Origin of the sequence: Halorubrum sp. AS12, from assembly GCF_051122765.1 — an archaeon.
Taxonomy (GTDB): domain Archaea; phylum Halobacteriota; class Halobacteria; order Halobacteriales; family Haloferacaceae; genus Halorubrum; species Halorubrum trapanicum.
In genome coordinates this window covers 2330219-2356692 of sequence record NZ_CP185385.1, presented here as the reverse complement: position 1 = coordinate 2356692, position 26474 = coordinate 2330219, and the positions used below count along the sequence as shown (strand labels likewise).

The following is a 26474-nucleotide window of genomic DNA, read 5'->3' as shown; positions in this document are numbered from 1 at the left end:
GCGCGGGAGTCGCGTCGAATCCGCCGTCGACGCCGCCAGCACGCTCCGCGGCCGGCGTCGAAGCCGTCCGACTCGATGCGGCCTCGCGGGGTTTAAGTTCGGTCTCGGCGACGCGGGGGTATGGAGCTGACCCGGGACTGGGTGACCGTTCGGGCGTCGATCCTCCTGACGTTCGCGGTCGCGGTGCTGTCGATCCTCGCCGGGCTGGCCCAGATCGGCGGGCTGGGGGTCTCCGGTCCGCTCGCCCCCCTCGTGCCCGACTTCATCCGCCAGACCGTCGGCTTCACCGGGACGATAACCGGCTTCGCGATGTTCGGAAGCGGCTTCGCGCTGCGGAACGGCTACCGGATCGGCTGGTACTCCACGGCGGTCCTGCTTCCGCTGACCGCACTCCAGGGGCTGATGCAGGCGTCGGTGCTGTCGTTCCCGCTGGTCGCGCTGTCGGCCCTGTCGCTGCCCGCACTCTTATACAACCGCGGGCGGTTCGACAGGGACTTCTCCCCGTCGCCGACCCAGCTCGCCGCGGGCGCGGCGCTCGTGACCGCGGTCTCGTACGGCACGGTCGGCACGTACGCGCTCCGCGACCAGTTCCAGGGCGTCGAGACGATCGTCGACGCGTTCTACTTCACCGTCGTCACCGCCTCCACGGTCGGCTACGGCGACGTGATCCCGCAGACCGGCCCCGCCTCCGACATCGCGCAGCTGTTCGTGCTCTCCTCGCTCGTGATGAACGTCGCCGCCTTCGCGGTGGCGCTCGGGGTCCTCCTCACGCCCGCCATCGAGGCGCAGCTCTCCAAGGCGCTCGGGAAAATGACAGACAGACAGATCGACCTCCTCGACGACCACGTCCTCGTGCTCGGCTACGGGGACCTGACGGAACCGATTCTCGAAGAACTCGCCGCCCGCGACGGCGTCGACTACGCGGTAGTGACGCCCGACGAGACCGTCGCGAGACGGCTCGCCGAGCGCGACATTATGGTGTTCACCGCGGACCCCAGCGACGTCGACCCGCTGGAACGGGTCAACCTCGACGGCGCCCGCGCGGTCGTCGCCGCCACCGAGGACGACGCGCGCGACGCGCTCGCCATCCTCACCGCCCGCCAGCTCAACCCCGACGTGCGGATCGTCGCGGCCGCGACCCAGCGGGAGAACGTCGACAAGCTCCGCCGAGCCGGCGCCGACCAAGTGATCTCGCCGTCGACGCTCGGCGGCCACATCCTCGTCGACTGCGCGTTCGGCGCGGACAGCGCGGACGCGACCGAAGGGATCCTCGACGACATCGACCTCGACGACTGAGGTCGGGAAGCGCCGTCACCGGCGCGCTCTCAGCGGCTCTGTCGGCCCTTCGTCTGCCGGTAGTCCCGGCTCAACACGCTCTCGCGCATGTGATCGCGGAAGGCGTCGGCCTCGGCGTCGGTCATCGACGCCGGCTCCTTCATCGGCACCAGCTCGAAGCCGCGCCCGCGGATCGTCGTCGCGTGTTCGGCGTCGACGTCGAAGGAGTCCGGCCGGCGCGTCGTGTACTCCATGGCCAGTTCGCGGAGGGGCCGCTCGCCGACCGGCACGATGATCTGGGGGTTGATCATCCGGATCTCCGCGTTGAGGAACGGCTCGCAGGTCTCCGCCTCCCAATCTGTCGGCCCGCGGTCCGGGTGTCGACACCGCGTCAGGTTCGTGAAGAAGAGGTTTTGCACGTCGGGCTCCGCGGCGTCCGGCTCCGACCTGACGAAGCCGAGGTCGCCGAAGATCGACTGGACGCGTTCGCCGCCGCCCGGGCCGGTGAAGGGGACGCCGTTGCGTTCGGCGGCTTCTGTCGGCGCCGTCCCGACTACGAGGAACTCGGCGCCGACGTCGCCGTAGCCGTGGACGACGCGGTCGCGGGCGCCGCACAGCTCCTCGCAGTTCTCGCAGTCGGGGTCCATCGCGAACGGGTTCTCGAACTCCGTCTGGTTCGCGTCCACGGTGGCCCTGCGCGCTCCGCGTTCCTAAACGCTCCGCTGTGGCTGGCGAGGCGACGAGAGAGAAGCAGGTCGCATCCGCCGACCCGCGCGTCGAGAAAACGGCCGCGTCAGTTCGGCACGTAGCAGTCGCCGTCGCAGTCGACGAGCCCCTCGTTGCGGAGGGTCTTCAGGATGCTGTATAAGGAGAGCTTCTTCATGCCGAGCGACTCGCCCATCTCCGAGACCGTCGCGTCGCCGTTGGTGGTCAGATAGAGGTAGACGAGCTTGGCTCGGGGAGACTGGAGCTCCGTGGGCAGCGCGCGGGCCGCCGCGGACGCGGTTTCCGTGTCGATCATCTTGTCCGATGCGTTGCGTTCGACGATAATAAATCCCCCATTCAACAGTCGTCGAAATGATCTGAAGCCGTCGAACAACGTCTGAGGCCGCCAATTTTCTCACATACGAGCAAACAACGTCAATCGACGAACCGTAAATCGACGCGTATCGACGCTCGGTTTCGACCGTCGACGGATAGGAAACCATGAACGATCCGGATCGATCCGGCGAATGCGGGACGGGCCCGCGGCGAGGCGCCGCCGCCGATCGAGCGTCGTCGGCCGGCTCAGTACGAGCGGGTCTTCGGCTCGTACGTCTTGTTCTCGCCCTCGAGGACGACCGGCTTGTACCACAGCTCCGGCTCGCCGTCGTTCCACGAGATGAGCGTGTGCTTCAGCCACTCCTCGTCTTTCCGCTCCTGGTGTTCCTTGCGCCAGTGGGCGCCCCGGAACTCCTCGCGGGCGAGCGCGCCCATCGTCAGCGCCTCCGCGATGTCGAGGATGTTCCGCGTCTCGATCGTGTGGATGAGGTCGGTGTTGAACGTCCGCGACGGGTCCGACACCGCGACGTCCTTGTACGCCTCGCGGGCCTCCCGGAGGTCTTCGAGCGTCTCCTCCAGCCGACCCTCCTCGCGGAACACGTTGACGTTGGCCGTCATCGTCTCCTGAACGGCGGAGCGGATCTCCGCGTGGTTGCGGCCGTCGCGGGAGAGCAGCTCCTCGACGCGTTCCTGCGCCCGGTCGACGGCGCCCCCGACGACGCTCTCCGCGTCGGTCGCCACGGCGCCGCCGTCGGCCGCGGCCGGGTCCGAACCGCCGGTCTCGCCGACCTCGACGCCGAACTCGTAGTCGGCCGGCTCCCAGTCGCTGGACCGGCCGGTCGTGACCTCGGCCTCGCCCATCTCCTCGCCCGCGGCGTGGCGGCCGGCGCGCTTGCCGAAGACGATGAGTTCGGGGAGCGCGTTGCCGCCGAGGCGGTTGGCGCCGTGGACGGACGCGCAGGCGCACTCGCCGGCGGCGTACAGCCCGTCGATGACGGTCTCGCCGAACTCGTTCGTCTCGATGCCGCCCATCGCGTAGTGCTGGCCGGGCTTGACCGGCATCGGCTCCGTCAGGCCGTCGGCGCCCTCGAAGTCCTCCGCGAGGTGGAGGATGTTCTCCAGCCGGTCGAGGATGCGCTCCTCGCCGAGGTGGCGCATGTCGAGGTGGACGTACTCGTCCTCGATGCCGCGCCCCTCGTTGACCTCGGTCAGCTCGGCGCGCGAGACCACGTCGCGGGAGGCGAGCTCGCCGTCGTTGTTCGCGTAGCCGTGTTCGAACATGAACCGCTCGCCGTCCTCGTTGTAGAGGATACCCCCCTCGCCGCGGACGCCCTCGGAGATGAGGACGCCGGTCGACGGCAGGGTCGTCGGGTGGAACTGGATGAACTCCATGTCCTCCATCGGGACGCCCGCGCGGTAGGCCATCGCGACGCCGTCGCCGGTGTTGGCGACCGCGTTGGTGGTGTGGTCGAACACCTGTCCCATCCCGCCGGTCGCGAGGATGACGCCGTCACTGGCGCGGAAGCCGCTAATTTCGCCGCTCTGGATGTCGTACCCGACCACGCCGTGACAGGTCCGCTCCGCGGGGTCGTCCTCGTCGGTGACGGCCAGATCCATCACGTGCCACTCGTCGTACACCGTAATGCCTCGTTTGACCACCTGCTCGTACATCGTGTGGAGCATCTGGTGGCCAGTCTCGGCGCCAGCGTACGTCGTCCGCGGGAACGAGAGACCCCCGAACGGTCGCTGGGAGACGCGACCGTCCTCCTCGCGGGAGAACGGCATCCCCCAGTGTTCGAGCCGGATGACCTCCTCGGGGCTCTCCTGACAGAGCGCCTCGACCGCGGGCGCGTCCCCGAGGTAGTCGGACCCCTTCATCGTGTCGTACGCGTGGTCCTGCCAGGAGTCGGCGTCGCGAAGCGCCGCGTTGATCCCGCCCTCCGCCGCGCCCGTGTGCGACCGGACGGGATGAAGCTTCGACACCATCGCCACGTCCGCGCCCGCTTCCTGTGCCGCGATCGCCGCCCGGAGTCCCGCCCCGCCGGCCCCGACGACGACGACGTCGTGTTCGTACATTGTTGGTATGTAATTTCGTAGGTTCCGGAGTTCCTTGATACTGTCTGTCGGAATTACCAGAACTTCAGATTGTTTTTGACCGCTTCGCGCTTCAGCTCCTGGATGTGCTCGGTGAGGGGGATGTCCTTCGGGCACACCTCCGTACAGGAGAACTGCGTCTGACACCGCCAGACGCCGTGCTCCTGCTCGATGATCTCCAGGCGCTTCTGTTTGATATCCTCGCCCTCGCGCTCGTCCATCGCGAACCGGTACGCCTTGTTGATCGCGGCCGGTCCGAGGTACTCGTTGTCGCCCGCGGCGATGTTACACGAGGACATCGCACGCGCCACACCAGATACAGCGCGTGGACATCTTGATCTTCTCGCGGTTCTCGCGGTCCTGCCGCTGCTCTTCTAACTCGCCGTCCGGGTACTCGTTCGTCTGGAAGTACGGCTCGACGGCCTCCATCTGCTCGTAGAAGTGCTCCATGTCGACGACGAGGTCCTTCGTCACCTCGGCGTGGGGGAGCGGCTCGACGCGGACCGGCTGTTCGAGGTCCGAGATCTGCGTCTTACACGCCAGCTTCTGCCCGCCGTTGACGAACATCGCGTCGGAGCCGCACACCGCCTGCCGGCAGGAGTGGCGGAACGTGAGCGAGGAGTCGTACGTGTCGCGCGCGTACATCAGCGCGTCGAGGACGGTCATCCCCTTCGTGAACGGGACGTGGAACGTGTCGAACCGCGGCTCCTGTTTCCCCTCGACCTGCGGGTCGTAGCGGAACACCTTCAGCTCGACCGTGCTCTCGTCGGCGGCCGCCTTCTCCGCCTCCTCCTCCTGTCGCTGCTCGCGGCGCTCGGCCGCTCGGCGCCGCTTCTCGGCGCGGCGCTCGTCGCCCTTCGAAGCCGGCTCCGCCTCGGCGTCGGTCTCGGTCGATTCCTCGGTCTGCTTCGGAATTTGCGTGCTCATTGTCGGTTCAGTAGAGTCCGATGTCCGCCCACGCGTTCGCGGTGCGGATTCCCTGCGCGATCAACACGACGCTCGCGGCGACGAGCGTCCACTTGATCACGGTGCGTTTCGTGCCGGAGAGTCCCTGATTCAACAGGGCGTTGTAGACGCCGTTGACCCCGTGGAACGTCGCGGTCACGAGGAAGAGGACCATCAGCGAGTAGTAGCTCAGCGACTCCATGCGGCCGGCGCTCGCGAGGAACGACACCTCGTCGGCGTGGTGGACGAAGTGGAGCAGGAAGAAGTGGAACGCCAGCACGACCAGCAGGAACACCGCGGTGATCCGCTGGAGCAGCCACATCCGGCCGCCGGAGTCGAACGAGGAGTAACGCTCGGCCATCTCAGAACGCCCCCGCGATGAACGTCGGCACGGACGCGACGGTGATCGCTCCGGTGAGGATCAGCGACGCGTAGAAGCTCTTGTCCTGTGCCTCGAGTCCGATTCCGAGGTCGACGAGGAGGAGCCGAGTCCCGTTGAGCATGTGGAAGACGGCGACGGCCAGCAGGCCGACTTCGAGAATGCGCACGAGCAGCAGCCCTTCCAGGGAGACGATGGTCTGCGTGTACACGTCGTTGCCCGCGCTGATCGCCGCTTCGCTCGCCCCGGCTGCCGGGATCCCCGTACTCAGGACGGCGATGTGCGTGAACAGGTACCCGATGAGCACCCATCCCGTGAACTTGTGGAAGATCCACGCCCACATCCCCGCCTCGAACTCCCGCCAGCGGGAGAAGTCCTCGATGAGGCCTCGATTGTACGACTGACTCATACCTAACGGTTCTGAACCGGCGTCGTATAGTAGTTACTAACACGGCGGCGCTCGCTCCCGCGTTTCCGAAATCTGAGGGGCGTCACGGTCGTGTGACACGGCATTTCACGCCCCGGACAGTCGCGGAATCCTTTTATGTCCCAGTCCCGGTTTTCCGGTCGCAATGGCGAAAGGCGAAGTCGATTTCTTCAACGACACTGGTGGCTACGGTTTCATTTCGACTGACGACGCGGACGAGGACGTGTTCTTCCACATGGAGGACGTCGGCGGTCCGGACCTCGAAGAGGGTCAGGAAGTCGAGTTCGACATCGAGGAAGCGGACAAGGGTCCGCGCGCGACGAACGTCACGCGTCTGTAAGTCGGCGACGACACCGAGGCGAATCGCTTTTCGACCGTTCTCGCTCCCCGAGCGGCCGCGCCGTGCTGGCTTCACCGCCGGACGGGCTTCACCGCCGGACCGTTTCGACGAGAGCGGTTTTCGGCGGCAACGTCCCCGACCGATAGGAATTTACCGCTCGTTGACTGACCGGTCAGTCAATGAGCGACGCGCCGAGCGCGGCCGAAGAGATCATGGACGGGGTGTACAGCGCCCTCCGCGCTCACGGGTACGCCGACCTGACGATGCAGGACATCGCGGACGAGTGTTCGAAGAGCAAGTCGCTGCTTCACTACCACTACGACACGAAAGAGGACCTGCTCGTCGCCTTCTTAGAGTACATCGTCTCCGACTCCGAGGAGCGGATCGCGGCCCGCGCCGCCGACCCGCCCGTCGAGCGGCTGGTCCAGTTCATCGGGTGGTTCGTCTTCGCTCCCGACGAGACCGACCGCGAGGCGTTCCACATCGCGCTGCTGGAGCTGCGGACGCAGGGACCGTTCAACGAGCGGATCCGCGAGCAGCTGGCGCGCAGCGACCGGCTGCTCCGGGGGACCGTCGCCGACATCCTCGCGGACGGCATCGAGACCGGCGTCTTCCGCGACGTCGACGTTGAGGAGACGGCGGCGATGATCGTGGCGACCCTCGACGGCGCCCGGACCCGACAGATCACCCTCGCTAACTCCGTTCGAGGCGACGAGGCCGACGGCTACACCCGCACCGTGGCGGAGGCGACGCTCCGGCGGATCGTCGAGCCGCTGCTCGCCGACGGGGCGGAGCTGCCGCCGCTCGACGCGGCGATCGAGGCGCTCCGGCGGGACCCGGAAAGTCCGGAGCCGGACGACCCGGAACCGGATGACCCGAAACCGGACGACCCGGAGGCCGACGCGGCCGCAGACGGTCCCGAATGACGCGCTTCGGCTTCGAGCGACCGCCGCCGGTGCTGCTCGCGGTGATCGCGAGCACTTTCTTCGTCGGCTTCGGCGGCGGCGTCGTCTTCCCGATCTTACCGAACCTCGGCGCGGTGCTCGGCATCTCGGCGTTCATGGTCGGCGTGATCCTCTCCGCGAACCGGTGGGTTCGACTCGTCGCGAACGCGCCCGCCGGCGCCCTCGTCGACCGGTACGGGACGCGAAAGCCGTTCGTGATCGGCCTGTTCGTCGAGGGGGTCGCCACGCTCGGCTACGTCGTCGCGCTCGCGATGCCGCCCGCCGAGTCGCTCCGCCCGCTCGCGACGTCGCTGCCGACGCTCGCGGCCGGCCCGCTGGCCGTTGGCCCGGACTGGTGGTTCACGGCGCTTTCGGGGGTCGTCGCGCCCGAGACGTGGTTCCTGCTCGCGCGGGTCCTCTGGGGGCTCGGCTCCGCCGCGGTGTTCGCGACCGCGTACACCATCGCGGCCGACCTCTCCGACGGCGGCTCGCGGGGGACGAACATGGGGATCGTCCGCGGCGGGATCACGATGGGGTTCCCGGCCGGTCTCGTGCTGGGCGGCGTCGTCTCCGCGGTCGCGGGCAACGTCGCCGCGTTCGTCGTCGCCGCCGCGTTCGCGCTCACCGCCAGCGTCGTCGCCCACCGCTACGTCCCGGAGACCCACGTCACGGGCGACCGATCCGGAGACTCGATCAGGCCGTGGGAGGTCGACACCGCCGTCCCCGCGGTGACGGTCGGGCTGGTCAACTTCGGGCTGATGTTCGCGTACATCGGCGCGCTGTTCTCCACGCTCGTCTTGTTCCTCGGCGAGAACGACATCTCGCTGTTCGGGCTGGCCCCGCAGGGAACCTCCGGGCTGTTCATGGCCGGCACGGTCCTCTCGGCCGCGTTCTTCATGCTCGTCGGGGGGCGGGTCTCCGACACCCGCGACTCCCGGACGCCAATCTTGCTCACGTTCCTCGTCGTCTCGTTCGTCGGGTTCCTGCTGCTCGCTCGGGCCGGGTCGGTCCTCTCCTTAGGGCTGGCCTGCGTCTTCATCGGCGCCGGCCAGGGCGGGACGAGCGGCCCGATGATGGCCCTGCTCGCGGACCTCACCCCCGACGAGCGGATGGGCCGCGCCTCCGGGACGAACAACGTCCTCGGCGACGTGGGCGGCGGTCTCGGGCCGATGGTGTCGCTCCCGCTGATCGAGGCGGTGGGCTTTACGCCCATCTACGCCGCCTGCGCCGTCCTCCCGCTCGCCGCGGGCGCCGTCCTGCTCGTCGGCGTCCGCCGGGAGACCGGAACCTTCCTCCCCGGGCACGCGGCGGACGAGACAGGTCCGAGCGAGCGGTCGAGCGCCGCGGATTCGTAGTCAAGGCGGCCTTCGACCCGTGGACACGATTTATAAGTAGATAGGCGGTGGCGCGTGCCTCCGAACGCCCGCAGGGCGTGAGGAGCACGTGCGAGGTCGCCGGCGCTACGCGCCGGCTGCCAGAGGGACCGGAGGTCCCTCGCTGGAGTCAGTCGCCGGAGCGAAGCGACGGCGACTGACGAGGCTGGGGAGGCGTGAGGTGCGGTGCTGTGCTGGGCGGGACTCAAAGGGGCAGCCGCGAGGCGGGCGCAGGCGACGCAAGCACCGCAGGGAGCGAACGAAGTGAGCGACCGAGGAGCGCAGCGAGCGTGCGCCCGCCTCGCGGCTGGGGCTTTGGAGGCAGTCACCGCAGAGTGAGTGATCACGTACAGCCGAGCGACTGGGGCTTTGGAGGCGGTCACCGCCGAGCGCCCGTTGTCGGTCAATTATAAACAAGCGGCGGGGGGTCGGTGGCGTTCCACTCGGTATCGCGTGAACTCTTATAAACACGTACTGAACTGCCGTGTCTCGTCGAGCGAGTTGTTCACCGCTATTCAGTCGATCTGTATGGTGTGCGAACCGCTGACTCCCCCTACCCGAAAGAACAACCGTTAAAAGTCGCCGACGGGTTCGTACGGACATGGCTGGAACTATCGAAGCGCTCGTCCCCGGCGGGCAGGCCACCCCCGGCCCGCCGCTCGGTCCCGAGCTCGGACCGACGCCGGTGGACGTTCAGGACGTCGTCGCGCAGATCAACGACGAGACCGCCGCGTTCGACGGCATGGAAGTGCCCGTCACCGTCGACTACGACGACGACGGCGCCTTCACCATCGAAGTCGGCGTGCCGCCCACCGCGGAGCTCATCAAGGACGAGGCCGGCTTCGAGACCGGCTCCGGCGAGCCCCAGAAGGAGTTCGTCGCGGACATGTCCATCGAGCAGGTGAAGACGGTCGCCGAGCAGAAGTCGAGCGACCTGCTCGCGTACGACACGAAGGCCGCCGCCAAGGAGGTCGGCGGCACCTGCGCCTCCCTCGGCGTCACCATCGAGGGCGAGGACGCCCGGACGTTCGACGACCGCGTCGACGCCGGCGACTACGACGACGTCCTCGACGAGTAACGCCGCGACTCCGACGACGAACGTTCTTTTCGGCGTAGGTTTCCCGGCGACCGCGTTCCGACGCGCCCGACTCGACCGAGAGCGCACGCGCCGTCAACCCGACCGAGAGCGCACGCCCCCTCGGTTCGACGAAGAGCGCATGCGCCCTCAGTTCGACGGCGCGTGCGCTTCGGCGGTTTTATCTCCGAACCGCGGCCACACGCCGGTATGCCGGACCTTCATCCGATCGCGAAACGGATCCACAACGTCCAACCCCGAGCGGTGCGGCTCGAACTCGATTCCGGCGAAACCGGCGTCTTCGAGTTCTCGTCGACCGAGTTCTTCCAGCGGGAATTCCGCGGCGAGGGCGTCCGGACCGACGCCGACCGCAACGCCGACTTCCGGCTGATAAGCTCCGAGGACCACGAGCGGATCCTGCTCGGTCGCTCCGGTCCCGACGAGGAGGGGTGGTCGATGGTCGGCGAGGTGGTCGCGGCCGAGCGCGCCGAGGAGTGATCGTCGGTCTCGGCTCGCGGGACCGCTCAGCGAACGACGGTGACGGGCACCTCGGCGCGGCGGACGACGCCCTCGGCGACGCTGCCGAGGAGGACCCGAGAGATCCCGGTCCGGCCTCGACTCGCCAACACGACGTGGTCGAACGGCTCGCCGGAGCCGTCGTCCCCGCCGACCGGCTCCTCGCCGCCCGCCACGTCGAGGATCGTCTTCGTCGGGCGGCCGACTTCCAGTCTCGTCTTGATCTCCCGACCGGCCGCCTCGGTCGTCTCGGAGAGGACCCGCTCGCCGCGCTGTTTGGCGCTTTCGTACCACTGGTCGGAGGCGCCCGGGAACCCGCCCTCCGCGCCCGTCGCCGAGTCCGCGGGGTTGATCACGTGGAGCGCCGTGAGTTCGGCGTCGGGCCACTCGTCGGCCGCGAACCGGAGCGCTTCGGCCGCCTCCTCCGACCCGTCGACCGCGACGAGGATACGCTTGGACATACGCGAGGGTTCGCGCGCTCAGGTTAAAAATGGCGGCGGCGACTCCGATTCGGCAAAAATCCGCTCGGAGAGACGGTAGAGGGGGATCGATCAGCGGAAGAAGCCGTTCAAAAAACACTTGCCGGGCGGCCGTTCACCGGCTCGTATGAGCAACCCGTACGCGCAGTCGCAGCTGGCGTCGGTCACCGCCCGCGGCGGCGCGTGGCTCATCGACATCGTCGCGAGCCTCGTCGTCGCCGCGGTCGTCTCGCTTCCGGTCGGCGTCGCCTCGGCCGGCCTCGCCGACCTCCCGTTCCTCCTCGTCCCGGTCGGCTGGCTCGTCGTGTCGGAGGCGGTCTGGGGCCACACGCCGGGGAAGTGGATCGTCGGAATCGAGGTCGTCGACACGAACGGCGACGAGGTCTCCGCAGTCGCCGCCGTCGTGCGAAACGTCACCAAGATCGTCGGCGGCGGCTCGCTGTTGCTGATCCTCGCCGGCGTCGTGTTCATCGCCGATTCGTCCGACAACCAGCGGCTCGGCGACCAGTGGGCGGATACGCTCGTCGTGCGGGTCTAGGAAGGCTCTCGTCGTCAGTCGTGTAAGACCCCGGCGTCAGTCGTGGCGCGTCACGCACTCCGAGAGGCCGATCAGCTCGACCGGCTCGGAGTTGTCCGGCGAGTAGACGACCATCTGTCCCTTCTCCATGTACGGCACCTTGCCGGCGAGGTTCGTCGGGATGTTGACGCTGCTGATGGCGTCCTCGTCGCCGAGGTTCAACACGATCTTCGTGTTCACCTGCTTGAACACCGACTCCGCCACGTCCTGCGGGTCTTGGGTGATCAGGAACAGGCCCAGCCGTTCCTTGCGACCCTGCTTGGCGGCCTCCGTGAACTTCTGGACCACCTTCTGCGCCTGGACGTTGTCGGCGTCGGCGAGGAAGTTGTGCGCCTCGTCCATCCCAACCAGCAGGGGCGTCTCCTTGATCCGGTCGCTCTCCGGGTCGTTCGAGAGCTTGTCGTCGATGAGCAGCCCCGCGACCGCGAGGACGACGATCTCCTTCTGCCGTGAGGTCGGCAGGTGGTAGGTGGGGACGACGGAGAGACCGCCGGGGCGGACGAGCGTGTGGTCCAGCTCCGTGATCGGCTTCGCGTCCTGGTCGAACACGCCGCTCGGGACCCCGCGGACCCGTCGTTTGACGGCGTCGAACGTCGCCTCGTGGACCCGACCGCTCTCGTGGAGCTCCTCTTTGAGCGCCGGGTCGTCGAGGTACGAGAGGAACTGGCTGTAGGTGCCCGAGTCGCCGTAATTGTCGAAGAATCGGTTGAGAAGCGTCAACAGCGCGGGGTACTGGTTGTCGTTGAGTCCCGACCCGGCCACCAGCCACGGCATCTCCTGCGCGAGTGAGAAGGGGATCGTGAACTCGACGCGCTCGGCGCGGTGGCCCTCCCCGGGGTACGTCGCGTTCGCGACCCGGGGCACGAGGGCGACCGTGTCGTCGTGGCCGCCGTGGGCGATCCCCTCGCGCTCCAAGCGACGGGCGAACGCGTCGTCGAGGTCGGGGTTGTCGTCGTGCGATCTGCGCGTACTCGTCCTGCGGGTCGAACTGGACGACCGCCATCCGCGACTCGCGGCCGTCGCCCATCGGATACGTCCGGTCCGAATCGAGGTACTGCCGGAGGACGTTCTTCGAGGCGTGGGTCTTCCCCGAACCGGTGCCGCCGGCGACGAGCGTGTGGCGGAACGCGAGCGGGTCGCCGTCGGCGTAGTCGTCTTTTACCCGATAGTCGACCGTGGGCGGCTCCGCCGCGGTCCGGACCTTCTCGCCGCCGACCGAGAGGTGGCCGAGGAAGACGCCGTCGTCCGGGATCTTCAGCCCCGTCTTGATCTCGGCGTCGTCGGCCGCCTCCTCGACGACGGCGCCGGGCTTGGGGACTCGGTCCGTCATCCGGCGTTTCATCGAATCGCCCTCGCCGTAGACGACGGACATCGGCTCCAGGTCGGCGACGAACTTGTAGTCGCGCTCGGCGAACTCGTCGCGTCGCATCTGCCGGCGGGCGTGGATCTCGGTCGCGTCGTCCGACTGGAACTCCTGCGCGTACTCCAGCCCCGTGATCCGACAGAACAGCCGCTCGCCGTCAGGGTAGGGGATCAGGAGGTACTTCCCGAGCCGGACCGACTCGCGGTTGTCCGTCGTGACGAACGCCTTCAGGGACGTCTCATCCTCCTCCTCGGCGACGCGAAGCCCCTGCGATACCGACACGACGCCGAGACCCGCGTCGCTGCCGGCCGGCGTCGCCTCGTAGGCGGCGAACGCGTCGTCATCGGCGTCGCCGGGTGCGTCGGCAGCGTCGGTCGACGCCGAATCGGCGGTCGCGGCGTCAACCGCACTCCCGGTGTCGGCCGCACTCCCGCCGTCAGCCGCGGACTCGGCCTCGTCTCCGGCGTCGTCGGTCTCACCCCGAGTGCCGTCGCCGTCGCCGTCACCGCTGAACTCGGTGAAATCCTCCAGGGTCATGGCGTATCCACCGGTCGCCGGGCCGAAAGCGTTTGCCCTCGCGTCGCGCGGTCGGTTCTCCCGGCGCTGAGCCGTCGCGGGGGCCTTATCCCGCTCGGCCCCCTACTCGTGGCATGATACTCGTTCGCGGCAGCGGCGGCGGGACGGACCTCACCGGCACGGTGTTCGAGCGCGGGGAGGAGCCGCCCGCGTACAAGGGCGCGCCGAACGAGGACGCGCCGTACGTGTGGGTGTGCGACTCCTTCTACGAGGTCGAGAGCGGCGGATCGCCGCTCGTCGTCGACGGCGAGGAGATCCGCGTCGCCTTCGAGGAGCCGATGCCCCGCGGGTTCGACACCCGCGAGCAGGCGGTCGCGGCGGCGCGCGAGCACGTCCGGACGCAGTTCGCGCGGATCGGCGTCGACCCCGCCGACGTCGAGGTCGAAGTGAGCGCGGCGGACCCCGTCTGAGTTCCGCCGCCGAACCACGACCGCGCCCGCCACAAACCGCGATCTTACCCGTTTAGACCCAGTACGGGCCGTATGTCCGATCCATCCGAAGAGTTCGATCCGGGGTCGTGGGAGGAGCGCGAGGTCGCCGCCGAGGCGGCCAGCGACCGCTCCGACTTCCTCTCGCTGATGGCCCACACCTACCGCGGCGAACTCGGTCGGACGAGCTCGTGGCGGACCCGGATCGACCGGACGACGAACTGGGCGGTGGTGGTGACCGCGTCGCTGCTCACGTGGACCTTCTCGAACGAGTCGCGGCCGCACTACGTACTGCTCATCGGACTCGTTATGCTCAGCGTCTTCCTCGGCATCGAGACGCGCCGGTACCGCACCTTCGACGTCTGGCGGTCCCGCGTGCGGCTCCTCGAAGAGAACGTGTTCGCGAACGCGCTCGACCCGGAGGGCGTCGAGGAGTCGAACTGGCGGCGGCTCCTGAGCGCGGACCTCCGGGAGCCGACGATCAAGATGCCGAGCATCGAGGCGGTGTCCCGGCGCCTCCGCCGGGTGTACGCGCCGCTCTTCTCCGTCCTCATCGCCGCGTGGATCGTAAGGCTCACCGTGTTCACTCCCCCCGGAAGTGGCGTCGTCGAGACGGCCGCGGTCGGCGCGATACCGGGCGCGATCGTCCTCGCCATCGTGGCCTGTTCCTCCCTCCTCGTGCTGATGCTGACGCTCCGGCGGGCCCCGAGACGGGCCAAAGGCGAGATGCAGGCCGCCGAGGCCGACGACGAGTGGAAGTAGCCGGCCCGCGTCCCCGCTTCCCACAGCCCTTTTCGACCGCGGCCCAACCACGCCGTATGACCGAGCTACCGGACCGCGTCGTCGGCGACGCGCGGACGAGTGACTTCGGGTGGGACCTCCTCACCGACCTGACCGACATCGGGAACCGCATGGCGGGATCGACCGGCGAGCGCCGCGGCGCCGAGCGCGTCGTCGAGGCGTTCGAGGCGGCCGGCCTGCGGAACGCCGGTCTCGACGAGTTCGAGATCCCCGGCTGGTGGCGCGGCGCGTCGTCGCTGTCGGTGTCCGGCGCGGTCGAGCGTCGCCACGAGAACTCCCACGAGGTGATCGCGTTACCCGGCACGCCCAGCGGCGAGGTGACCGCCCCGCTCGTCGACGTGGGCGACGGCACCGACGAGGAGTTCGCGGCCGCGGAAGAGGAGCTGGAGGGCGCGGTCGCGATGGCCTCCTCGCGCACGCCCGAGAGCCACGACCGGTGGATCCACCGGATGGAGAAGTACGTCGCGGCGGCCGAGCGCGGCGCCGTCGGGTTCGTCTTCCGCAACCACATCGAGGGGGCGCTCCCGCCGACCGGCGAGATCGGCTACCACAACCGCCCCGGACCGATCCCCGCGGTCGGCGTCTCGAAGGAGGTCGGCGACCGGCTCGCGCGACTCGCCGCGGCGGCCGGGGGGACAGGGAAGGTGGCAACGGTTCGGGAGGCGGCGCCGCAGCGGGAGACCGCCCGACCGTCTCGCTCGACGTCGACTGCCGGAACGAGCCGACGACCTCGGTGAACGCGGTTGCTGAGGTCGGCCCGGAGACAGAGGAGGCGGTGTACCTCACCGCCCACGTCGACGCCCACGACGTGAGCGACGGCGCCAACGACAACGGCGCGGGGTCGGCGCTCGTCGCGGAGGTCGGCCGCCTGCTCGCGACCGTCGAGGGCGACCTCGACACGCGGGTCCGCCTCGTCACCTTCGGCTCCGAGGAGATCGGGCTGTGGGGGGCGTATCACACCGCGGAGACGACGGCGCGCGAGGAGATCGCCTGCGTGGTCAACCTCGACGGCGCCTGCAGCTCGCGGAACCTCCGCGTGGGAACGAACGGGTTCGACGGGATGCGGTCGGTTTTCGAGGCGGTCGCGGACGCGTTCGACGCGCCCCTGACGACCGGCGAGACGATCGCGCCGCACGGCGACCAGTGGGCGTTCGTCCAGGAGGGGATCCCGGCCGTGATGGCCTCGACGACGAGCGACCAGTCCGGGCGCGGCTGGGGCCACACCCACGCCGACACCCTCGACAAGCTCGACTCCAGAGACCTCCGCGAGGTGGCGACGCTCGTGACCGCGGCCGTCTACCGGTTCGCGACGGGGGAGGTCGAGGCGACCCACCGGTCGCGGGAGTCGATCCGCGACGCCATCGACGAGGGGTACGTCGAGGAGCTGAAGACGGGCGGGCGGTGGCCGTACGAGGAGTGAGAGCCGCGGAGTAGAGAGGACGCCGGGCGCGGCGGCTCACGGACCGCTCGCCGCCTCGGCGTCCGACTCACTCCTCGCCGGAGCCGTCGGAGACGCCGAGCGGGAGCGAGTCGGGGGCGTCGCCGTCGGCGTCGAGACCGGCGTACGCGTCGTCGATTAGCCGGGCCAGCTGCGTCTCGGGGGTCACGCCGCGGGCGGCGGCGAGGGCCGCGAGGCGCTCGTACTGCTCGTCCGGCACGGAGACGGTTCCGTCGTCCATACTCGGCGCTGCGTCCCGAAGCTACAAAAGCGTTGTTCGGACCCCCGTTCACGACGAATCCGACCGATCCGACTCGCGGACGGCGCCGACCGGTTCCCCCTCGGCGAACCGGTCGAACAGCGCGTTCATCACGACCGACTCGGCTCGCGAGAGGTGTTCCCACACCGTCGTCGAGCCGAGTCCCAGCTCGGCGGCGACCTCCTCGACGCCCACGCCGCCGCCGTGGTCGTAGTAGCCCGCGGCGATCGCGGTCGCGAGGACCTCCCGCTGCCTGTCGGTGAGACCGTCGAGGAGTCCGGAGGCGGGGAGCTGCGGGGAGCGCTCGATAGAGGCCAGCTCCACGTTCCGCGCCAGCTCCACCTCGTTGCCGCCGCGTTCCAGCTCGCGCATCACCGCCGAGAGATCGTCGTCTTCCTCCAGGTACGCCGTCCAGCGCTCGACGCCGCCGGAGATGGTCGTCCCCGTCCGGTAGTGAATCCCCATCCGCGAGAACCGCTCGCTGATCCCCTCCCAGTCGGCCGCCGCGACGTCGATCGTCAGGGCGACGTACGCGTGGGTACCTTCGATCGGCGCCAGCGGCTCGGCGGAGACGATCAGGTCGAACTCGCGGAACTCCTCGACGAACGCCTCGATCTCGTCCGGCGGTCCGGTGAGTTCGGCGATCCGCTTGCGCTCCGGACCGCTCCCCGTCATCGACGAGACGGAGCGGTACCGTACCTCCGGGTGGCGCGCGCTCACCTCGCACTCCGGCTCCCCCGCGTGGTGGATCCGGAACGTCACTTCCCGCATGATCGACCCTGACGCCGCCGGGGTTCAAACGGGTTCCGGACCGGTCGCGAGCCATTTATACCCGCGAGCGCGCAACCGTCGACGTGGTGGCGATGACGAGTCGGTTACCCCCACTGAGCCCCTTGTGATGACGGGTTTCGACCGAGCCACCGTTCCCACGGCCGCCAGCGACGCGACTCCCGGCGTCGAAACGGAATCGCAGCCCGGCCAGACCGAGGTCTCCCGCGGCGCGGCAGGACGCTGAGGCACGGTGAAAGTGGTCGTGAGAGACGGCACCCCGCCCCCAGTCACGCGGTTTCGAGGCGAAAGGACCGGGTCGCGTCGCGGCTTCGAGGTCCGGGGATCGTCGCGCGCTCGATTCAGTACGAGGCCGCGCGCTTGTCGAGACCGGCGGCCTCGATGTCCTCGCCGTCGACGGAGGTGCGGAGGACGTCCATCCCGTCGTCGCGGTCGATGTCGAAGTTGCGGGCGTACAGCTCCGCCACCCGCTCGTACTCGGCGTCTGAGACCGGCGGCACGTCGGCGGCGGCGCTCCACTCGGCGATGTCGTCGCCGTCGCGGAACGTCGGCGTGACGGAGGCGACCTCGTCGTGTGCGAGCAGCCAGCGGATCGCGGCCTGCGCCATCGTGCGGGTGCCCTCGACGCCGTCGGGGTCTTCGAGGAAGCGGATCGCGTCGACCTTCTCCCAGCCCGTCTCGTACCACTCCTTGGGGCGGTGCGAGCGGTGGTCGCCGTCCTCGAGGACGGTGTCGGGCGTCACCTGCTCGTTGAGCAGGCCGGAGGAGTGCGGGACGCGGGCGATGACGGAGGTGTCGGAGCCGGACTCGCGGATGCTGTCGACGAAGTGGCTGCCGGGCTGCTGTTCGAAGAGGTTGAAGACGGTCTGGACCGCGTCGAACTCCTCGTACTCGATCGCGGCGTCGCCCTCGGCGAGCCAGCCGATCGAGGGACCGAGCGCCCAGCCGAGCGCGCCGACGCGACCGTCGGCCTTCCACTCGGCGAGGAGGTCGCGCACCTCGGGGGTGACCTCGTCGACGTCCGCGTTGTGGAGCTGGAGCACGTCGACGTAGTCGGTGTCGAGCCGGTCGAGCGACGCCTCGAACGCCTCGGTGAGGTACTCCTCGTTCAGCTCCTTGGGAAGCTCGCCGTGGCCCGCCTGCGGGTTGTCGTAGAAATCGTAGCCGATCTTCGTCGACAGCGTCACCTCGTCACGGCGGCCGGCGATCGCCTCGCCGATTATCTCCTCGCTGTCGCCGTGGCCGTACACGTCGCCGGTGTCGACGTAGGTGACGCCCGCGTCGAGCGCCTCCTCGACCATCTCGACCGCCTGTTCGTCCGAGCGGTCGCCCCACCAGTCGGTGCCGACGACCCACGCGCCGAAGCCGATCTCAGAGACCTCGACGCCCGAGTTCCCGAGTTCGCGGTGTTCGCATACCCACCGGTTGGCGGCCGGGACACTTATCGGGCGCGGTCGCTCCCGCGCCGGTGGAATCGAAGACTGGGACCGCGCCGGTGGAATCGAAGACCGGGACCGTCCCGATGGAATCGAAGCCGGTCACGGTCGCACCGAGGGGATCGGTCTCAGACTCGGTCGCGGGGGGGTCGCGGTTTCGTGTCCCGTCTCGCACCGTTGGATATTACCCGTTCGTCGCCCACCGAGCGGCCATGGACGACGCCCTCCGCCGGCGGCTCGACGCCGTCGTCGCGCTGCTCGCGGTCATCGCCACCGTCTCGGTCGCCGCCCTGCTGCTCTCGTTCGGTAGGGCCGCGATCGCCCCGTCCCTCGTGATCGCCTTCGTGGGCGCCCTCGTCGCCCTGTTCGTCGACGCCGAACTGTACTGACCGGCTCGGGCGTCGAGAACGCACAACCGAATCCCTTTGAGTGACGGCGACGAAGGTGGGCCGATGACAAAGCGACACGTGTCCCTGCCCGACGGCGCCGAGGCCGGGGTCCGAGGGTTCATCGACGAGGTGGACGAGCGGCTCTCCTCGGACGAGGACACCTGCGAGGTCGTCCGCGACGTGCTGATCGACCTCCACGGCGACCGCGAGGCGTGGGAGGCGTGGCAGGACGGCGAGTCCGTCTCGCGGGCCGAGCGCGTCCGCCTTCAGGGGTACGACCCGTGTAACGCGACGCTGGAGTCGGAGTACTACGCGGAGAAGGACGAGGACCGCTTCCAGCGCTCGAAACACCTCCAGTGGCTCTGGCGGCAGTTCGACGCCACACCGATGGCCGACAACGTCGAGTTCGCCCTCCGCTTCCGCCAGATGCTCGGGGACCACCTCTTCGCCGAGTGCGGGGAGAACTGCCGCTTCTTCAAGGGGATCTCCGTCACCTACGGCCACAACATCGAGGTCGGCGACAACGTTGTGATCCACGACGACGTCCACCTCGACGACCGCGGCAAGCTGACGATCGGCGACCGCGCGTCGGTCTCCGACGGGGTCCACCTCTACAGCCACGACCACGACATCGTCGACCAGACCGAGGTCCGGAACTTTCACACGATCGTCGAGGACGACGCCCGCGTCACCTACGACGCGATGGTCCGGGCGGGCTGCCGGATCGGCGAGAACAGCGTCGTCGGCGCGCGCTCCGTGGTTCAAGGCGACGTACCAGACCACCACGTCGTCGTCGGCTCGCCCGCGCGCAGCGTCCGCGTGAAGCCCGGCTGGGAGGAGACCGCCGAGGAGTTAGAGGACGGGCGGCTCCCCGACAACCAAGACGAACGCGAAATCGAGTACGACCTCCCCGAGGACCTCGAACGGTTCGACGAGTTTCAGCGGGACCTTCAGCCGCCGAACTGAGTCGGCCGGCGGGAACCGCACCGCGGTCAGTCCTTCTCCTTGTCGAGCAACAGCGTGTTCGACACCAGCGTGGCGATGCCGCGCCGGAGGCGTTCGGTCACGGCCTGATCGGAGATGTCGAACGAGTCCGCGAGTTCCTTCGTGGATATCTGGCGCGGCAGCGAGTAGTATCCGTTCTCCACGGCGTCCGCGAGTGTCTCGCGCTGCGGGGGCGTCAGCCCGAACCAGGGACCGGCGTCGGGTTTCGTGGGGTTGTAGATGCGCTCGATAGACACCTCGATGTCCTCGTCGAGGTAGAACTCCTGAAACGCCGAGAGCGCCTCGTGGCTCGGGAACCTAAGTTCGAGTCCCCACGTGTCGGCCGTACCGGTCGCGCCCAGCAGCACCGCGTCCAGATCGAGGATCCGCCGGAGCAGCGAGGCGTCCGACGGCTCCCAGTCGAGCGCGTACAGCGTCTCGTCCTCGTGGGTGTTGACGAGCTGGATCTCGTTGACCGAGGGGTGCTCGCGGACGGAGCGCTCGAACGTCTCTCGGGCGTCGTTCCGGATCCGGACGAACGGCGTGGGTTTCCCGCCGAGTGGGACCATCGTTTCCAGGGAGATCTCCGTCGGCTTTTCGATGCGGAGGATCTGTCCCAGCTCGAACGCCGCAGATGGGATAGTTATCTCGACGATGACACTCATCAGATGTCTGCCTGTTCTGTCGCAACCGCGTTAAAGACTCGGTAGCGGTCGTCTCTCCGGGAGGGTTGGACCTTGGTGTACCAAGGGTTTCGGTAGTGTTATCCCGTGAAGAGACGTATCAGGTAACGAAGAGACACGCGGCTGCGAACCCGCTGTTTGTGTGTGTATGACTCTCGCACCGTAGCAGCGTCGTATCGCGGTCGAGTGTGTTGCCCATCATGACTGCCGACTTCACATCCGACGACGAGATATCGAGTACAGAGGAGTTCGAGACCGCTCTCGGTCGGGTGATTCTCGCCGCTCTCGAAAACGGCGTCGACCCCCGCGGAACGTGGGAGTATCGCGCCAACGGAACGAACTCGGACGTGGAAGTCATGGTCGTCGAACTGGCGGACTGACACCTATCGGGCCGCGGCGACCGGTTCTAACTTAAACACCCTGATAGGCCATCCCAAAAGGGTTCGTGATCAGAGGTTGACATTCTCGTATGACGAACGCTCTCGATTCCCTCGATCCGCCGACCGATCGGTCCGAATCGGGAGATGCGGTCGCTCGCCGGCTCCTGGAGAGCATCTCCTCGCACGCCATCTTCATGCTTGACGCCGACGGGACCGTTGCCACGTGGCCCGCGCCAGCGGCGGCGCTCTACGGACACGACGCGGCGGCGGTTCTCGACCGACACGTGCGGATGCTGTTCGCCGACGACGAGGGGGAAGCGGACTCCGACTCGCTGCCCGGGGACTTCTTCGCGGAGCCGAAAGACGAGACGGTCGAGTTCGAACACTGGCACCGGCGGGCGGACGGCTCCGTCTTCTGGGGGACGCTGACGCTGTCGCCGCTGTGGAACGGCGAGTTTCACGGGTACGCGGCGATCAGCCAGGACACGACGACGACGAAGGAGTACGAACGGATGTTAGAGCGGCAGAACGACCGCCTCAAGGAGTTCACGGACATCCTCGCACACGACCTCAGAAACCCGCTGAACGTCATCGAGGGGAACCTGACGCTGTACGAGGAGACCGGCGACGAGGAACACCTCGACACGATAGACGAGACGACCGATCGGATGGCGCGCCTCGTCGAGGACCTGCTCCGCGTGGCGCGACAGGGAAACGTCGTCACCGACCCGGAGCCGACCGACATCGGCGAGGTCGTCGAGACGGCGTGGCAGAGCCTCGGTGACAACTCCGGGGCGACCCTCCGTTACGACACCGTCCGATCGGTGAGCAGCGACCCCGACCGGCTCCGCGAGCTGTTCGAGAACCTCTTTCAAAACGCGGTTGACCACGGCGGCGACGACGTGGCGGTTCGGGTCGGCCCGCTCGACACTGGCTTCTTCGTCGAGGACGACGGGCCGGGATTCGCTGACGGCCACGTGAGTGAGGTCTTCGATCACGGGTTCACCACGCGCGAGGACGGGCACGGCTACGGTCTCTCGGTCGTCCGGACGATCGTCAACGCGCACGGCTGGGACGTCGTCGCGACCGAGGCGGAGAGCGGCGGAGCGCGGTTCGAGATCACCGGCATCGACTTCCTCGGCTGATGTGAACTACCCCGACCGACTCACTCGCCGCTGGCGCGGTTCGTTCCTTGAGGTCGGGGCTTCCTGTTTCCACGACGCGCTTTACAGGGACCGAATTGGTCCCCGTAGGGAGCGCAGTCTCCGCAGGCGTTGTTTCGGAGCGTCCCTCTCCGAACCGCTTGATTCCGCGAGAAAGAATATTCCATGCCGCGTTCCAGTTCCTATCGGTGTGTGGTACCACGCGCCAGTATCGTTATTGGCCAGCAGCGCGTACAAGCAGGTGGTGTTACACGCATGACAGGACAGCAGATACTGATGATCGTCGGCGACTTCGGGGAAGACTACGAGATCATGGTCCCGTTTCAGGCGCTTCAGGCGGTCGGCCACGAGGTCCACGCCGTCTGCCCGGAGAAGGAGAGCGGCGAGTCGGTCAAGACCGCGATCCACGACTTCCGCGGCGACCAGACCTATCTGGAGACGCGCGGCCACGACTTCGAACTCACGCACGGGTTCGACGAGGTGGACCCGGCCGACTACGACGCGCTGGTCGTCCCCGGCGGACGCGCCCCCGAGTACCTCCGCGGCTACGACGAGGTGCTCGACGCGGTGCGGCACTTCTTCGAGACCGACAAGCCCGTCGCGTCGATCTGTCACGGCCCGCAGATCCTCGCGGCCGCCGGCGTGCTCGACGGCTACGAGATGACCGCCTACCCCGCCGTCAGGCCCGAGGTCGAGGCCGCCGGCTGCTCGTGGGTCGACGGCGTGACGACCGACGGGAACCTCGTCACCGGGCAGGCGTGGCCCGACCACCCCGAGTGGATCGCGCAGTTCCTCGACCTCCTCGGCACCGAGGTCGACCACGAGGCGACGGCTGCGACCGCGGACTGAGGCCCTCGCGGTCTGCGGAGACGGGTCGGTCGCCGGGGCCGGTCAGTTCGCCGGAGACGGGTCGGTCCGCCACCGCGATTTATGAGGTGCGGCCGCGTTGTGCGTCCCATGAGCGACGACGAACCCACGGAGACGGCGGACGGGGCGGCCGACGAGGGCGAGGCGCCCTCCCGGCTCGGCCGGGTCCTGCTCGGCGTCGGTCTCGCCGCGCAGGCCTCGGAGGACTTCCGCGACATGGACGACACGATCGAGTACGCCGAGTCGGCGGGCGTTCCGATGCCGGACGTGGCCGCGCCGTTCGCCTCCGGGATGATGGTGGTCGCGGGCGCCGGTATCGCGCTCTGGCGGCTTCCCCGAGTCGCGACCGGCGCGGCGGTCGCCTTCCTGACGGTCGTGACCGCAACGATGCACGACTTCTGGAACGCCGACGAGGACGACAAAAGCGGCGAGCGACTCGCCTTCTTCGGCAACCTCGCGATGCTCGGCGGCGCGTTGGTGTTCCTCCGCGAGGCGTATAAGAACTGATCGACGACGTGGAGAGCAGGTTCAAAGCCGGGATCGCCTGTTTATAATCTGTTGCTGGCGGATCGACGGCGAACACCTCCAAAGCCCCAGCCGCTCGGCGATACGTAGTTGGTTCTTGATCGACAGCGAACACCCCCAAATCCCCAGCCGCGAGGACTCGCGCGGCTCGCTGCGGTCCTCACTCGGTCGCTTCCGCTCCCTCGTTCCGGTCCTTACGTCGCCGTGCTTCGCCCTCGCGACTGCCCCTTTGAGTCCCGCCCCGCACCGCACAGCACCGCAGCCTCACACCTCCCCAGCCTCGTCGCTCACGCCCTGCGGGCGTTCGCGACTCCCTCGCGCGTGCGGTTCGCGGCCTGTCGGCCGCTCACCGGCACGCGCCACCGCGTCGTTCCTTTATAAATCACCGGCGTCCAGCGGGTCCTCCAGCTGTCCCATCACCGCCTCCATGGCGTCGGTCGCGGTGATCAGCCCGACGACCTCACCGTCCTCGATGACCAAGGCGAGCTCCTGTGACTCCGCCTGGAACTGGTCGAAGGCGTTGCTGACGCTCGCGTCCGCAGAGATCGTCATCGGCGGCGCGGCGACGTCCGCGAACGTCAGGTCGCCGGCCCGGAGTTCGTCGTAGCGGCTCACGATCGAGGGCGCGTACACGATCCCCTCGAAGTCGCTCAGGTCGTCGCCGACGAGCGGGAAGCGGCTGTGCGGGGTGTCACGGATCCGGTCGAGGTTCTCCTCGGCGGAGACGGTCGTCGACAGCGAGACGATTTGGTCGGCCGGGGTCAACACCTCGCGCACGGCGAGTTCGTCGACGTCGAGCGCGTTGAGGACCTCCTCGCGGCGCTCCTCGGGGAGTTCGACCTCCTCCATCATCGAGCCGAGGCGGTTGCGGAGCTGCGCGCGCGTCTCCAGCACTTCCTCTTCGGCCTCCGTCCACGACCCGGTCATCTCGACGCCGAACAGTCCGAGGGTGGCCTTCGCGACCCAGTCGCCGACCTTGATCAGCGGCGAGATGAGCCACGCGAACCAGTAGAGGGGGCGAGAGCCGTACTCCGCGACCTGCTTCGAGCGCTCGACGCCGAGGTACGTCGGCGTCTGCTCGCCGTGCGTCAGGTGGACCATGTTGATGATGAAAAAGCCGAGTAGCGAGCCAGCACCGGCGGACGCGAGCGCTGTGTTCTCGAAGAGTGGCGCGAACAGCGCCGCGAGCCCCGGCTCGGCGACGATCCCGAGCGCGATGGAGGTCCCGGAGATCCACACCTGACAGGTAGTGAGGTAGAACTCCAGATCGTCGGTCATCTCCCAGGCGCGCCGCAGTCCGGGAGTGTCCATCTCCGACTCCGGATACTGTCTGAGGCGCGTCAGGCCGAACTCGATCGCCACGAAGTACGCGTTGATCAGGATGAGGGCGACGCCGGCCGCCACGCGGAGACCGATCTCGACGGGAGGCATCGTTGTCGCGAGCGGGATCATCGTTCCCACCGTCCCGACGCGCGACTGAAAAGCGTTGAGGGATCGCGTCGCTCCGTCCGGGGAAGTGGAGCGCGTCGACGGAGCGCTCGCCGCGGCGCTACTCGTAGTCCTCGTACGTCGGCAGCCCCTCCTCGGGCGGGAACTCCTCGACCGGGACCGTCGTCTCGTCGCCGCTTTCCATGTCCTTCACCGTGTACTCGCCGTTCTCCAAGTCGCGCTCGCCAACGACCACGACCGTCTCGGCGTTGATCGAGTCGGCGTATCCCAGCTGGGCGCCGAACGAGCGGTCGGAGACGTCCTGCTCGACGACCACGTCGTCGCCGAGCGCGCGGAGGTCGCTCGCGAGCGCGGCCGCCTCGCTCCGCGTGTCGCCCACCGAGAGGACGTAGTAGTCGGTCGTCAGCTCCTCGTCGGGCCAGACGCCGGCGCGCTGGCAGAGGAGCTTGAGGGTGGCGTGGCCGGGCGCGACGCCGACCGCGGGGGTCGGCTGGCCGCCGAAGCTCTCGATGAGGTCGTCGTAGCGCCCGCCGCCGAAGACGGACCGGGACACCTCGCCCGTGGAGTCGAAGCACTCGAAGACGACGCCGGTGTAGTAGTCCAGCCCGCGGGCGGTCGTCAGCGACACCTCGCAGAACTCGCCCGCGCCGAAGTCGTCGGCCGCGGCGAGCACGTTCCGGAGGTTCTCGACCGCGTCCTCGACCGACTCGTCACCGGCCTCGGCGACCGCGTCGAGGTCGTCGACCGTCTCGACGCCCGAGATGAGGTCGTCGAACTCGCGCGCAGTGTCGCGCGAGAGACCCGCGTCGGAGAGGAGGCCGACGTACTCACCGTCGTCGACCTTCGCGCGCTTGTCGACCGCGCGGATCGCGGCCTCGGCGTCGACCGCGTCGGGGTCAGCGGCGAGCGACCGGACAAGCCCGCCGAGGATGTCGCGGTGCGAGACGCGGAACTCGAAGTCGTCGCCGGTGAGTCCGAGGTCCGTGAGCGCGTCGGCCGCGACCGCGAGCACCTCGGCGTCGGCCTCCGGCGCCGAGGAACCGAACACGTCGATGTTCGTCTGATAGAACTCGCGGAACCGACCCTGCTGGACCTGCTCGTAGCGCCAGAACGGCCGAGTGGACATCCACTTGATCGGCTTCGACAGCTCCTGCCCCCTCGCGACGACCATCCGGGCGACGGTCGGCGTGAGTTCGGGCGTCATCGAGACGCCGCGGCCGCCTTTGTCGTCGAAGGCGTACAGCTCCTCGACGATCTCCTCGCCGGACTTGTCGACGTACATCTCCGTCCGCTCCAAGGCGGGGGTGGCGATCTCGCGGAAGCCGTGTCCGGCCGCCGCCTCCTCGATCGCGTCGGTCACCTCGCGGCGGGCGGACTGCTCGCCGGGGTAGAAGTCGCGGAATCCCTTGAGGCCGTCGTACATAGGCGTCGGTTCGGCGGTCGCCCGCTTGAAAGCATCCTTTCGGGGGCGACCGCCGG

27 protein-coding genes and 4 pseudogenes are annotated in these 26474 nt (G+C 68.5%); 16 read left to right on the top strand and 15 right to left on the bottom strand.

Annotated elements, in window-relative coordinates; all coding sequences use genetic code 11:
• Window positions 1–120 precede the first annotated feature (120 nt).
• Window positions 121–1296, top strand: a complete 1176-nt coding sequence (locus ACODNG_RS11995; RefSeq protein ID WP_434521493.1) for an NAD-binding protein — start codon at window positions 121–123, stop codon at window positions 1294–1296.
• A gap of 29 nt (window positions 1297–1325) precedes the next feature.
• Here ACODNG_RS11995 and ACODNG_RS11990 read toward each other — a convergent pair whose 3' ends face one another.
• From ACODNG_RS11990 to sdhC, 6 genes and pseudogenes are all read right to left on the bottom strand, one after another.
• Window positions 1326–1961 (bottom strand): uracil-DNA glycosylase, encoded by a 636-nt coding sequence (locus ACODNG_RS11990; protein ID WP_434521492.1) that lies wholly within the window; start codon window positions 1959–1961, stop codon window positions 1326–1328.
• Window positions 1962–2068: 107 nt separating this feature from the next.
• On the bottom strand, window positions 2069–2296 hold the full coding sequence (locus ACODNG_RS11985) for a helix-turn-helix domain-containing protein (RefSeq protein WP_434521491.1): 228 nt from the start codon (window positions 2294–2296) through the stop codon (window positions 2069–2071).
• Between the two features lie 266 nt (window positions 2297–2562).
• Entirely contained in the window at window positions 2563–4392 is a 1830-nt protein-coding gene (locus tag ACODNG_RS11980; protein ID WP_434521490.1) for an FAD-binding protein, read from the bottom strand.
• A 53-nt stretch (window positions 4393–4445) separates the two neighbouring features.
• Window positions 4446–5337: pseudogene (locus tag ACODNG_RS11975) on the bottom strand (succinate dehydrogenase/fumarate reductase iron-sulfur subunit).
• 7 nt (window positions 5338–5344) lie between these two features.
• Complete coding sequence (locus tag ACODNG_RS11970; RefSeq protein ID WP_434521489.1) at window positions 5345–5716, bottom strand: succinate dehydrogenase hydrophobic membrane anchor subunit; 372 nt, start codon at window positions 5714–5716, stop codon at window positions 5345–5347.
• A 1-nt stretch (window position 5717) separates the two neighbouring features.
• Window positions 5718–6143 (bottom strand): succinate dehydrogenase, cytochrome b556 subunit, encoded by a 426-nt coding sequence (gene sdhC / locus ACODNG_RS11965; RefSeq protein ID WP_210113348.1) that lies wholly within the window; start codon window positions 6141–6143, stop codon window positions 5718–5720.
• A 163-nt stretch (window positions 6144–6306) separates the two neighbouring features.
• Between sdhC and ACODNG_RS11960 the strand changes: the two genes are divergently transcribed.
• The 5 genes from ACODNG_RS11960 (at window position 6307) to ACODNG_RS11940 (ending at window position 10391) form a co-directional block, all read left to right on the top strand.
• On the top strand, window positions 6307–6501 hold the full coding sequence (locus tag ACODNG_RS11960) for a cold-shock protein (RefSeq protein WP_283401708.1): 195 nt from the start codon (window positions 6307–6309) through the stop codon (window positions 6499–6501).
• A gap of 179 nt (window positions 6502–6680) precedes the next feature.
• The gene (locus tag ACODNG_RS11955; RefSeq protein WP_434521488.1) at window positions 6681–7427 is read left to right on the top strand and encodes a TetR/AcrR family transcriptional regulator; all 747 of its coding nucleotides are present in this window, start codon (window positions 6681–6683) and stop codon (window positions 7425–7427) included.
• Window positions 7424–8800: an MFS transporter gene (locus ACODNG_RS11950; protein WP_434521487.1), complete on the top strand. Its 1377-nt coding sequence runs from the start codon at window positions 7424–7426 to the stop codon at window positions 8798–8800. The genes ACODNG_RS11955 and ACODNG_RS11950 overlap by 4 nt, the downstream gene beginning before the upstream one ends.
• A gap of 619 nt (window positions 8801–9419) precedes the next feature.
• Window positions 9420–9896: a 50S ribosomal protein L11 gene (locus ACODNG_RS11945; protein ID WP_434521486.1), complete on the top strand. Its 477-nt coding sequence runs from the start codon at window positions 9420–9422 to the stop codon at window positions 9894–9896.
• A 207-nt stretch (window positions 9897–10103) separates the two neighbouring features.
• Entirely contained in the window at window positions 10104–10391 is a 288-nt protein-coding gene (locus tag ACODNG_RS11940; RefSeq protein WP_434521485.1) for a transcriptional regulator, read from the top strand.
• Between the two features lie 26 nt (window positions 10392–10417).
• Here ACODNG_RS11940 and ACODNG_RS11935 read toward each other — a convergent pair whose 3' ends face one another.
• Window positions 10418–10870 carry a universal stress protein gene (locus ACODNG_RS11935; protein WP_434521484.1) on the bottom strand — a complete coding sequence of 151 codons (453 nt, stop codon included), beginning with the start codon at window positions 10868–10870 and terminating at the stop codon, window positions 10418–10420.
• A gap of 145 nt (window positions 10871–11015) precedes the next feature.
• Here ACODNG_RS11935 and ACODNG_RS11930 point away from each other — a divergent pair, with 145 nt between their 5' ends.
• Entirely contained in the window at window positions 11016–11426 is a 411-nt protein-coding gene (locus ACODNG_RS11930) for an RDD family protein (protein WP_434521483.1), read from the top strand.
• Between the two features lie 36 nt (window positions 11427–11462).
• Here the strand turns inward: ACODNG_RS11930 and ACODNG_RS11925 are convergent.
• A pseudogene (locus tag ACODNG_RS11925) lies at window positions 11463–13365 on the bottom strand (ATP-binding protein).
• A gap of 113 nt (window positions 13366–13478) precedes the next feature.
• Between ACODNG_RS11925 and ACODNG_RS11920 the strand changes: the two are divergent.
• From ACODNG_RS11920 to ACODNG_RS11910, 3 genes and pseudogenes are all read left to right on the top strand, one after another.
• Complete coding sequence (locus ACODNG_RS11920) at window positions 13479–13814, top strand: DUF7113 family protein (protein ID WP_434521482.1); 336 nt, start codon at window positions 13479–13481, stop codon at window positions 13812–13814.
• Between the two features lie 72 nt (window positions 13815–13886).
• Window positions 13887–14594, top strand: a complete 708-nt coding sequence (locus ACODNG_RS11915; protein WP_434521481.1) for a DUF2270 domain-containing protein — start codon at window positions 13887–13889, stop codon at window positions 14592–14594.
• Between the two features lie 56 nt (window positions 14595–14650).
• Window positions 14651–16053, top strand: a pseudogene (locus ACODNG_RS11910) (M28 family peptidase).
• 67 nt (window positions 16054–16120) lie between these two features.
• Here ACODNG_RS11910 and ACODNG_RS11905 read toward each other — a convergent pair.
• The 3 genes from ACODNG_RS11905 to ACODNG_RS11895 all read right to left on the bottom strand — a co-directional run bounded on the left by ACODNG_RS11905 (window position 16121) and on the right by ACODNG_RS11895 (window position 18564).
• Complete coding sequence (locus ACODNG_RS11905) at window positions 16121–16312, bottom strand: hypothetical protein (protein ID WP_434521480.1); 192 nt, start codon at window positions 16310–16312, stop codon at window positions 16121–16123.
• 48 nt (window positions 16313–16360) lie between these two features.
• Window positions 16361–17101: a helix-turn-helix domain-containing protein gene (locus ACODNG_RS11900; RefSeq protein ID WP_434521479.1), complete on the bottom strand. Its 741-nt coding sequence runs from the start codon at window positions 17099–17101 to the stop codon at window positions 16361–16363.
• A gap of 359 nt (window positions 17102–17460) precedes the next feature.
• Window positions 17461–18564 carry an aldo/keto reductase gene (locus ACODNG_RS11895; RefSeq protein ID WP_434523095.1) on the bottom strand — a complete coding sequence of 368 codons (1104 nt, stop codon included), beginning with the start codon at window positions 18562–18564 and terminating at the stop codon, window positions 17461–17463.
• A 203-nt stretch (window positions 18565–18767) separates the two neighbouring features.
• Between ACODNG_RS11895 and ACODNG_RS11890 the strand changes: the two genes are divergently transcribed.
• Both ACODNG_RS11890 and ACODNG_RS11885 read left to right on the top strand, forming a co-directional pair.
• Window positions 18768–18944, top strand: coding sequence for a hypothetical protein (locus tag ACODNG_RS11890; RefSeq protein ID WP_434521478.1), 177 nt, complete (start codon window positions 18768–18770; stop codon window positions 18942–18944).
• 63 nt (window positions 18945–19007) lie between these two features.
• Window positions 19008–19910: an acyltransferase gene (locus ACODNG_RS11885; protein ID WP_434521477.1), complete on the top strand. Its 903-nt coding sequence runs from the start codon at window positions 19008–19010 to the stop codon at window positions 19908–19910.
• 26 nt (window positions 19911–19936) lie between these two features.
• Here ACODNG_RS11885 and ACODNG_RS11880 read toward each other — a convergent pair whose 3' ends face one another.
• Window positions 19937–20593, bottom strand: coding sequence for a helix-turn-helix domain-containing protein (locus ACODNG_RS11880; protein ID WP_434521476.1), 657 nt, complete (start codon window positions 20591–20593; stop codon window positions 19937–19939).
• A 218-nt stretch (window positions 20594–20811) separates the two neighbouring features.
• Here ACODNG_RS11880 and ACODNG_RS11875 point away from each other — a divergent pair, with 218 nt between their 5' ends.
• A complete protein-coding gene (locus ACODNG_RS11875) occupies window positions 20812–20991 on the top strand; it encodes a hypothetical protein (protein ID WP_434521475.1) in 180 nt (59 codons plus the stop codon).
• Between the two features lie 89 nt (window positions 20992–21080).
• Window positions 21081–22136 (top strand): sensor histidine kinase, encoded by a 1056-nt coding sequence (locus ACODNG_RS11870; RefSeq protein ID WP_434521474.1) that lies wholly within the window; start codon window positions 21081–21083, stop codon window positions 22134–22136.
• Here ACODNG_RS11870 and ACODNG_RS11865 read toward each other — a convergent pair.
• Window positions 22111–22341 (bottom strand): annotated as a pseudogene (locus ACODNG_RS11865) (hypothetical protein); the annotation flags it as partial. The gene ACODNG_RS11870 and the pseudogene ACODNG_RS11865 overlap by 26 nt on opposite strands.
• A gap of 68 nt (window positions 22342–22409) precedes the next feature.
• On the opposite strand from ACODNG_RS11865, the gene ACODNG_RS11860 reads away from it, so the two are divergent.
• Both ACODNG_RS11860 and ACODNG_RS11855 read left to right on the top strand, forming a co-directional pair.
• Entirely contained in the window at window positions 22410–23003 is a 594-nt protein-coding gene (locus ACODNG_RS11860; protein WP_434521473.1) for a DJ-1/PfpI family protein, read from the top strand.
• 108 nt (window positions 23004–23111) lie between these two features.
• A complete protein-coding gene (locus ACODNG_RS11855) occupies window positions 23112–23528 on the top strand; it encodes a DoxX family protein (RefSeq protein ID WP_434521472.1) in 417 nt (138 codons plus the stop codon).
• A 393-nt stretch (window positions 23529–23921) separates the two neighbouring features.
• Here the strand turns inward: ACODNG_RS11855 and ACODNG_RS11850 are convergent, their stop codons facing one another.
• Both ACODNG_RS11850 and hisS read right to left on the bottom strand, forming a co-directional pair.
• Complete coding sequence (locus ACODNG_RS11850) at window positions 23922–24998, bottom strand: CNNM domain-containing protein (RefSeq protein ID WP_434521471.1); 1077 nt, start codon at window positions 24996–24998, stop codon at window positions 23922–23924.
• Window positions 24999–25095: 97 nt separating this feature from the next.
• Window positions 25096–26418, bottom strand: coding sequence for a histidine--tRNA ligase (hisS, locus tag ACODNG_RS11845; RefSeq protein WP_434521470.1), 1323 nt, complete (start codon window positions 26416–26418; stop codon window positions 25096–25098).
• Window positions 26419–26474 lie beyond the last annotated feature (56 nt).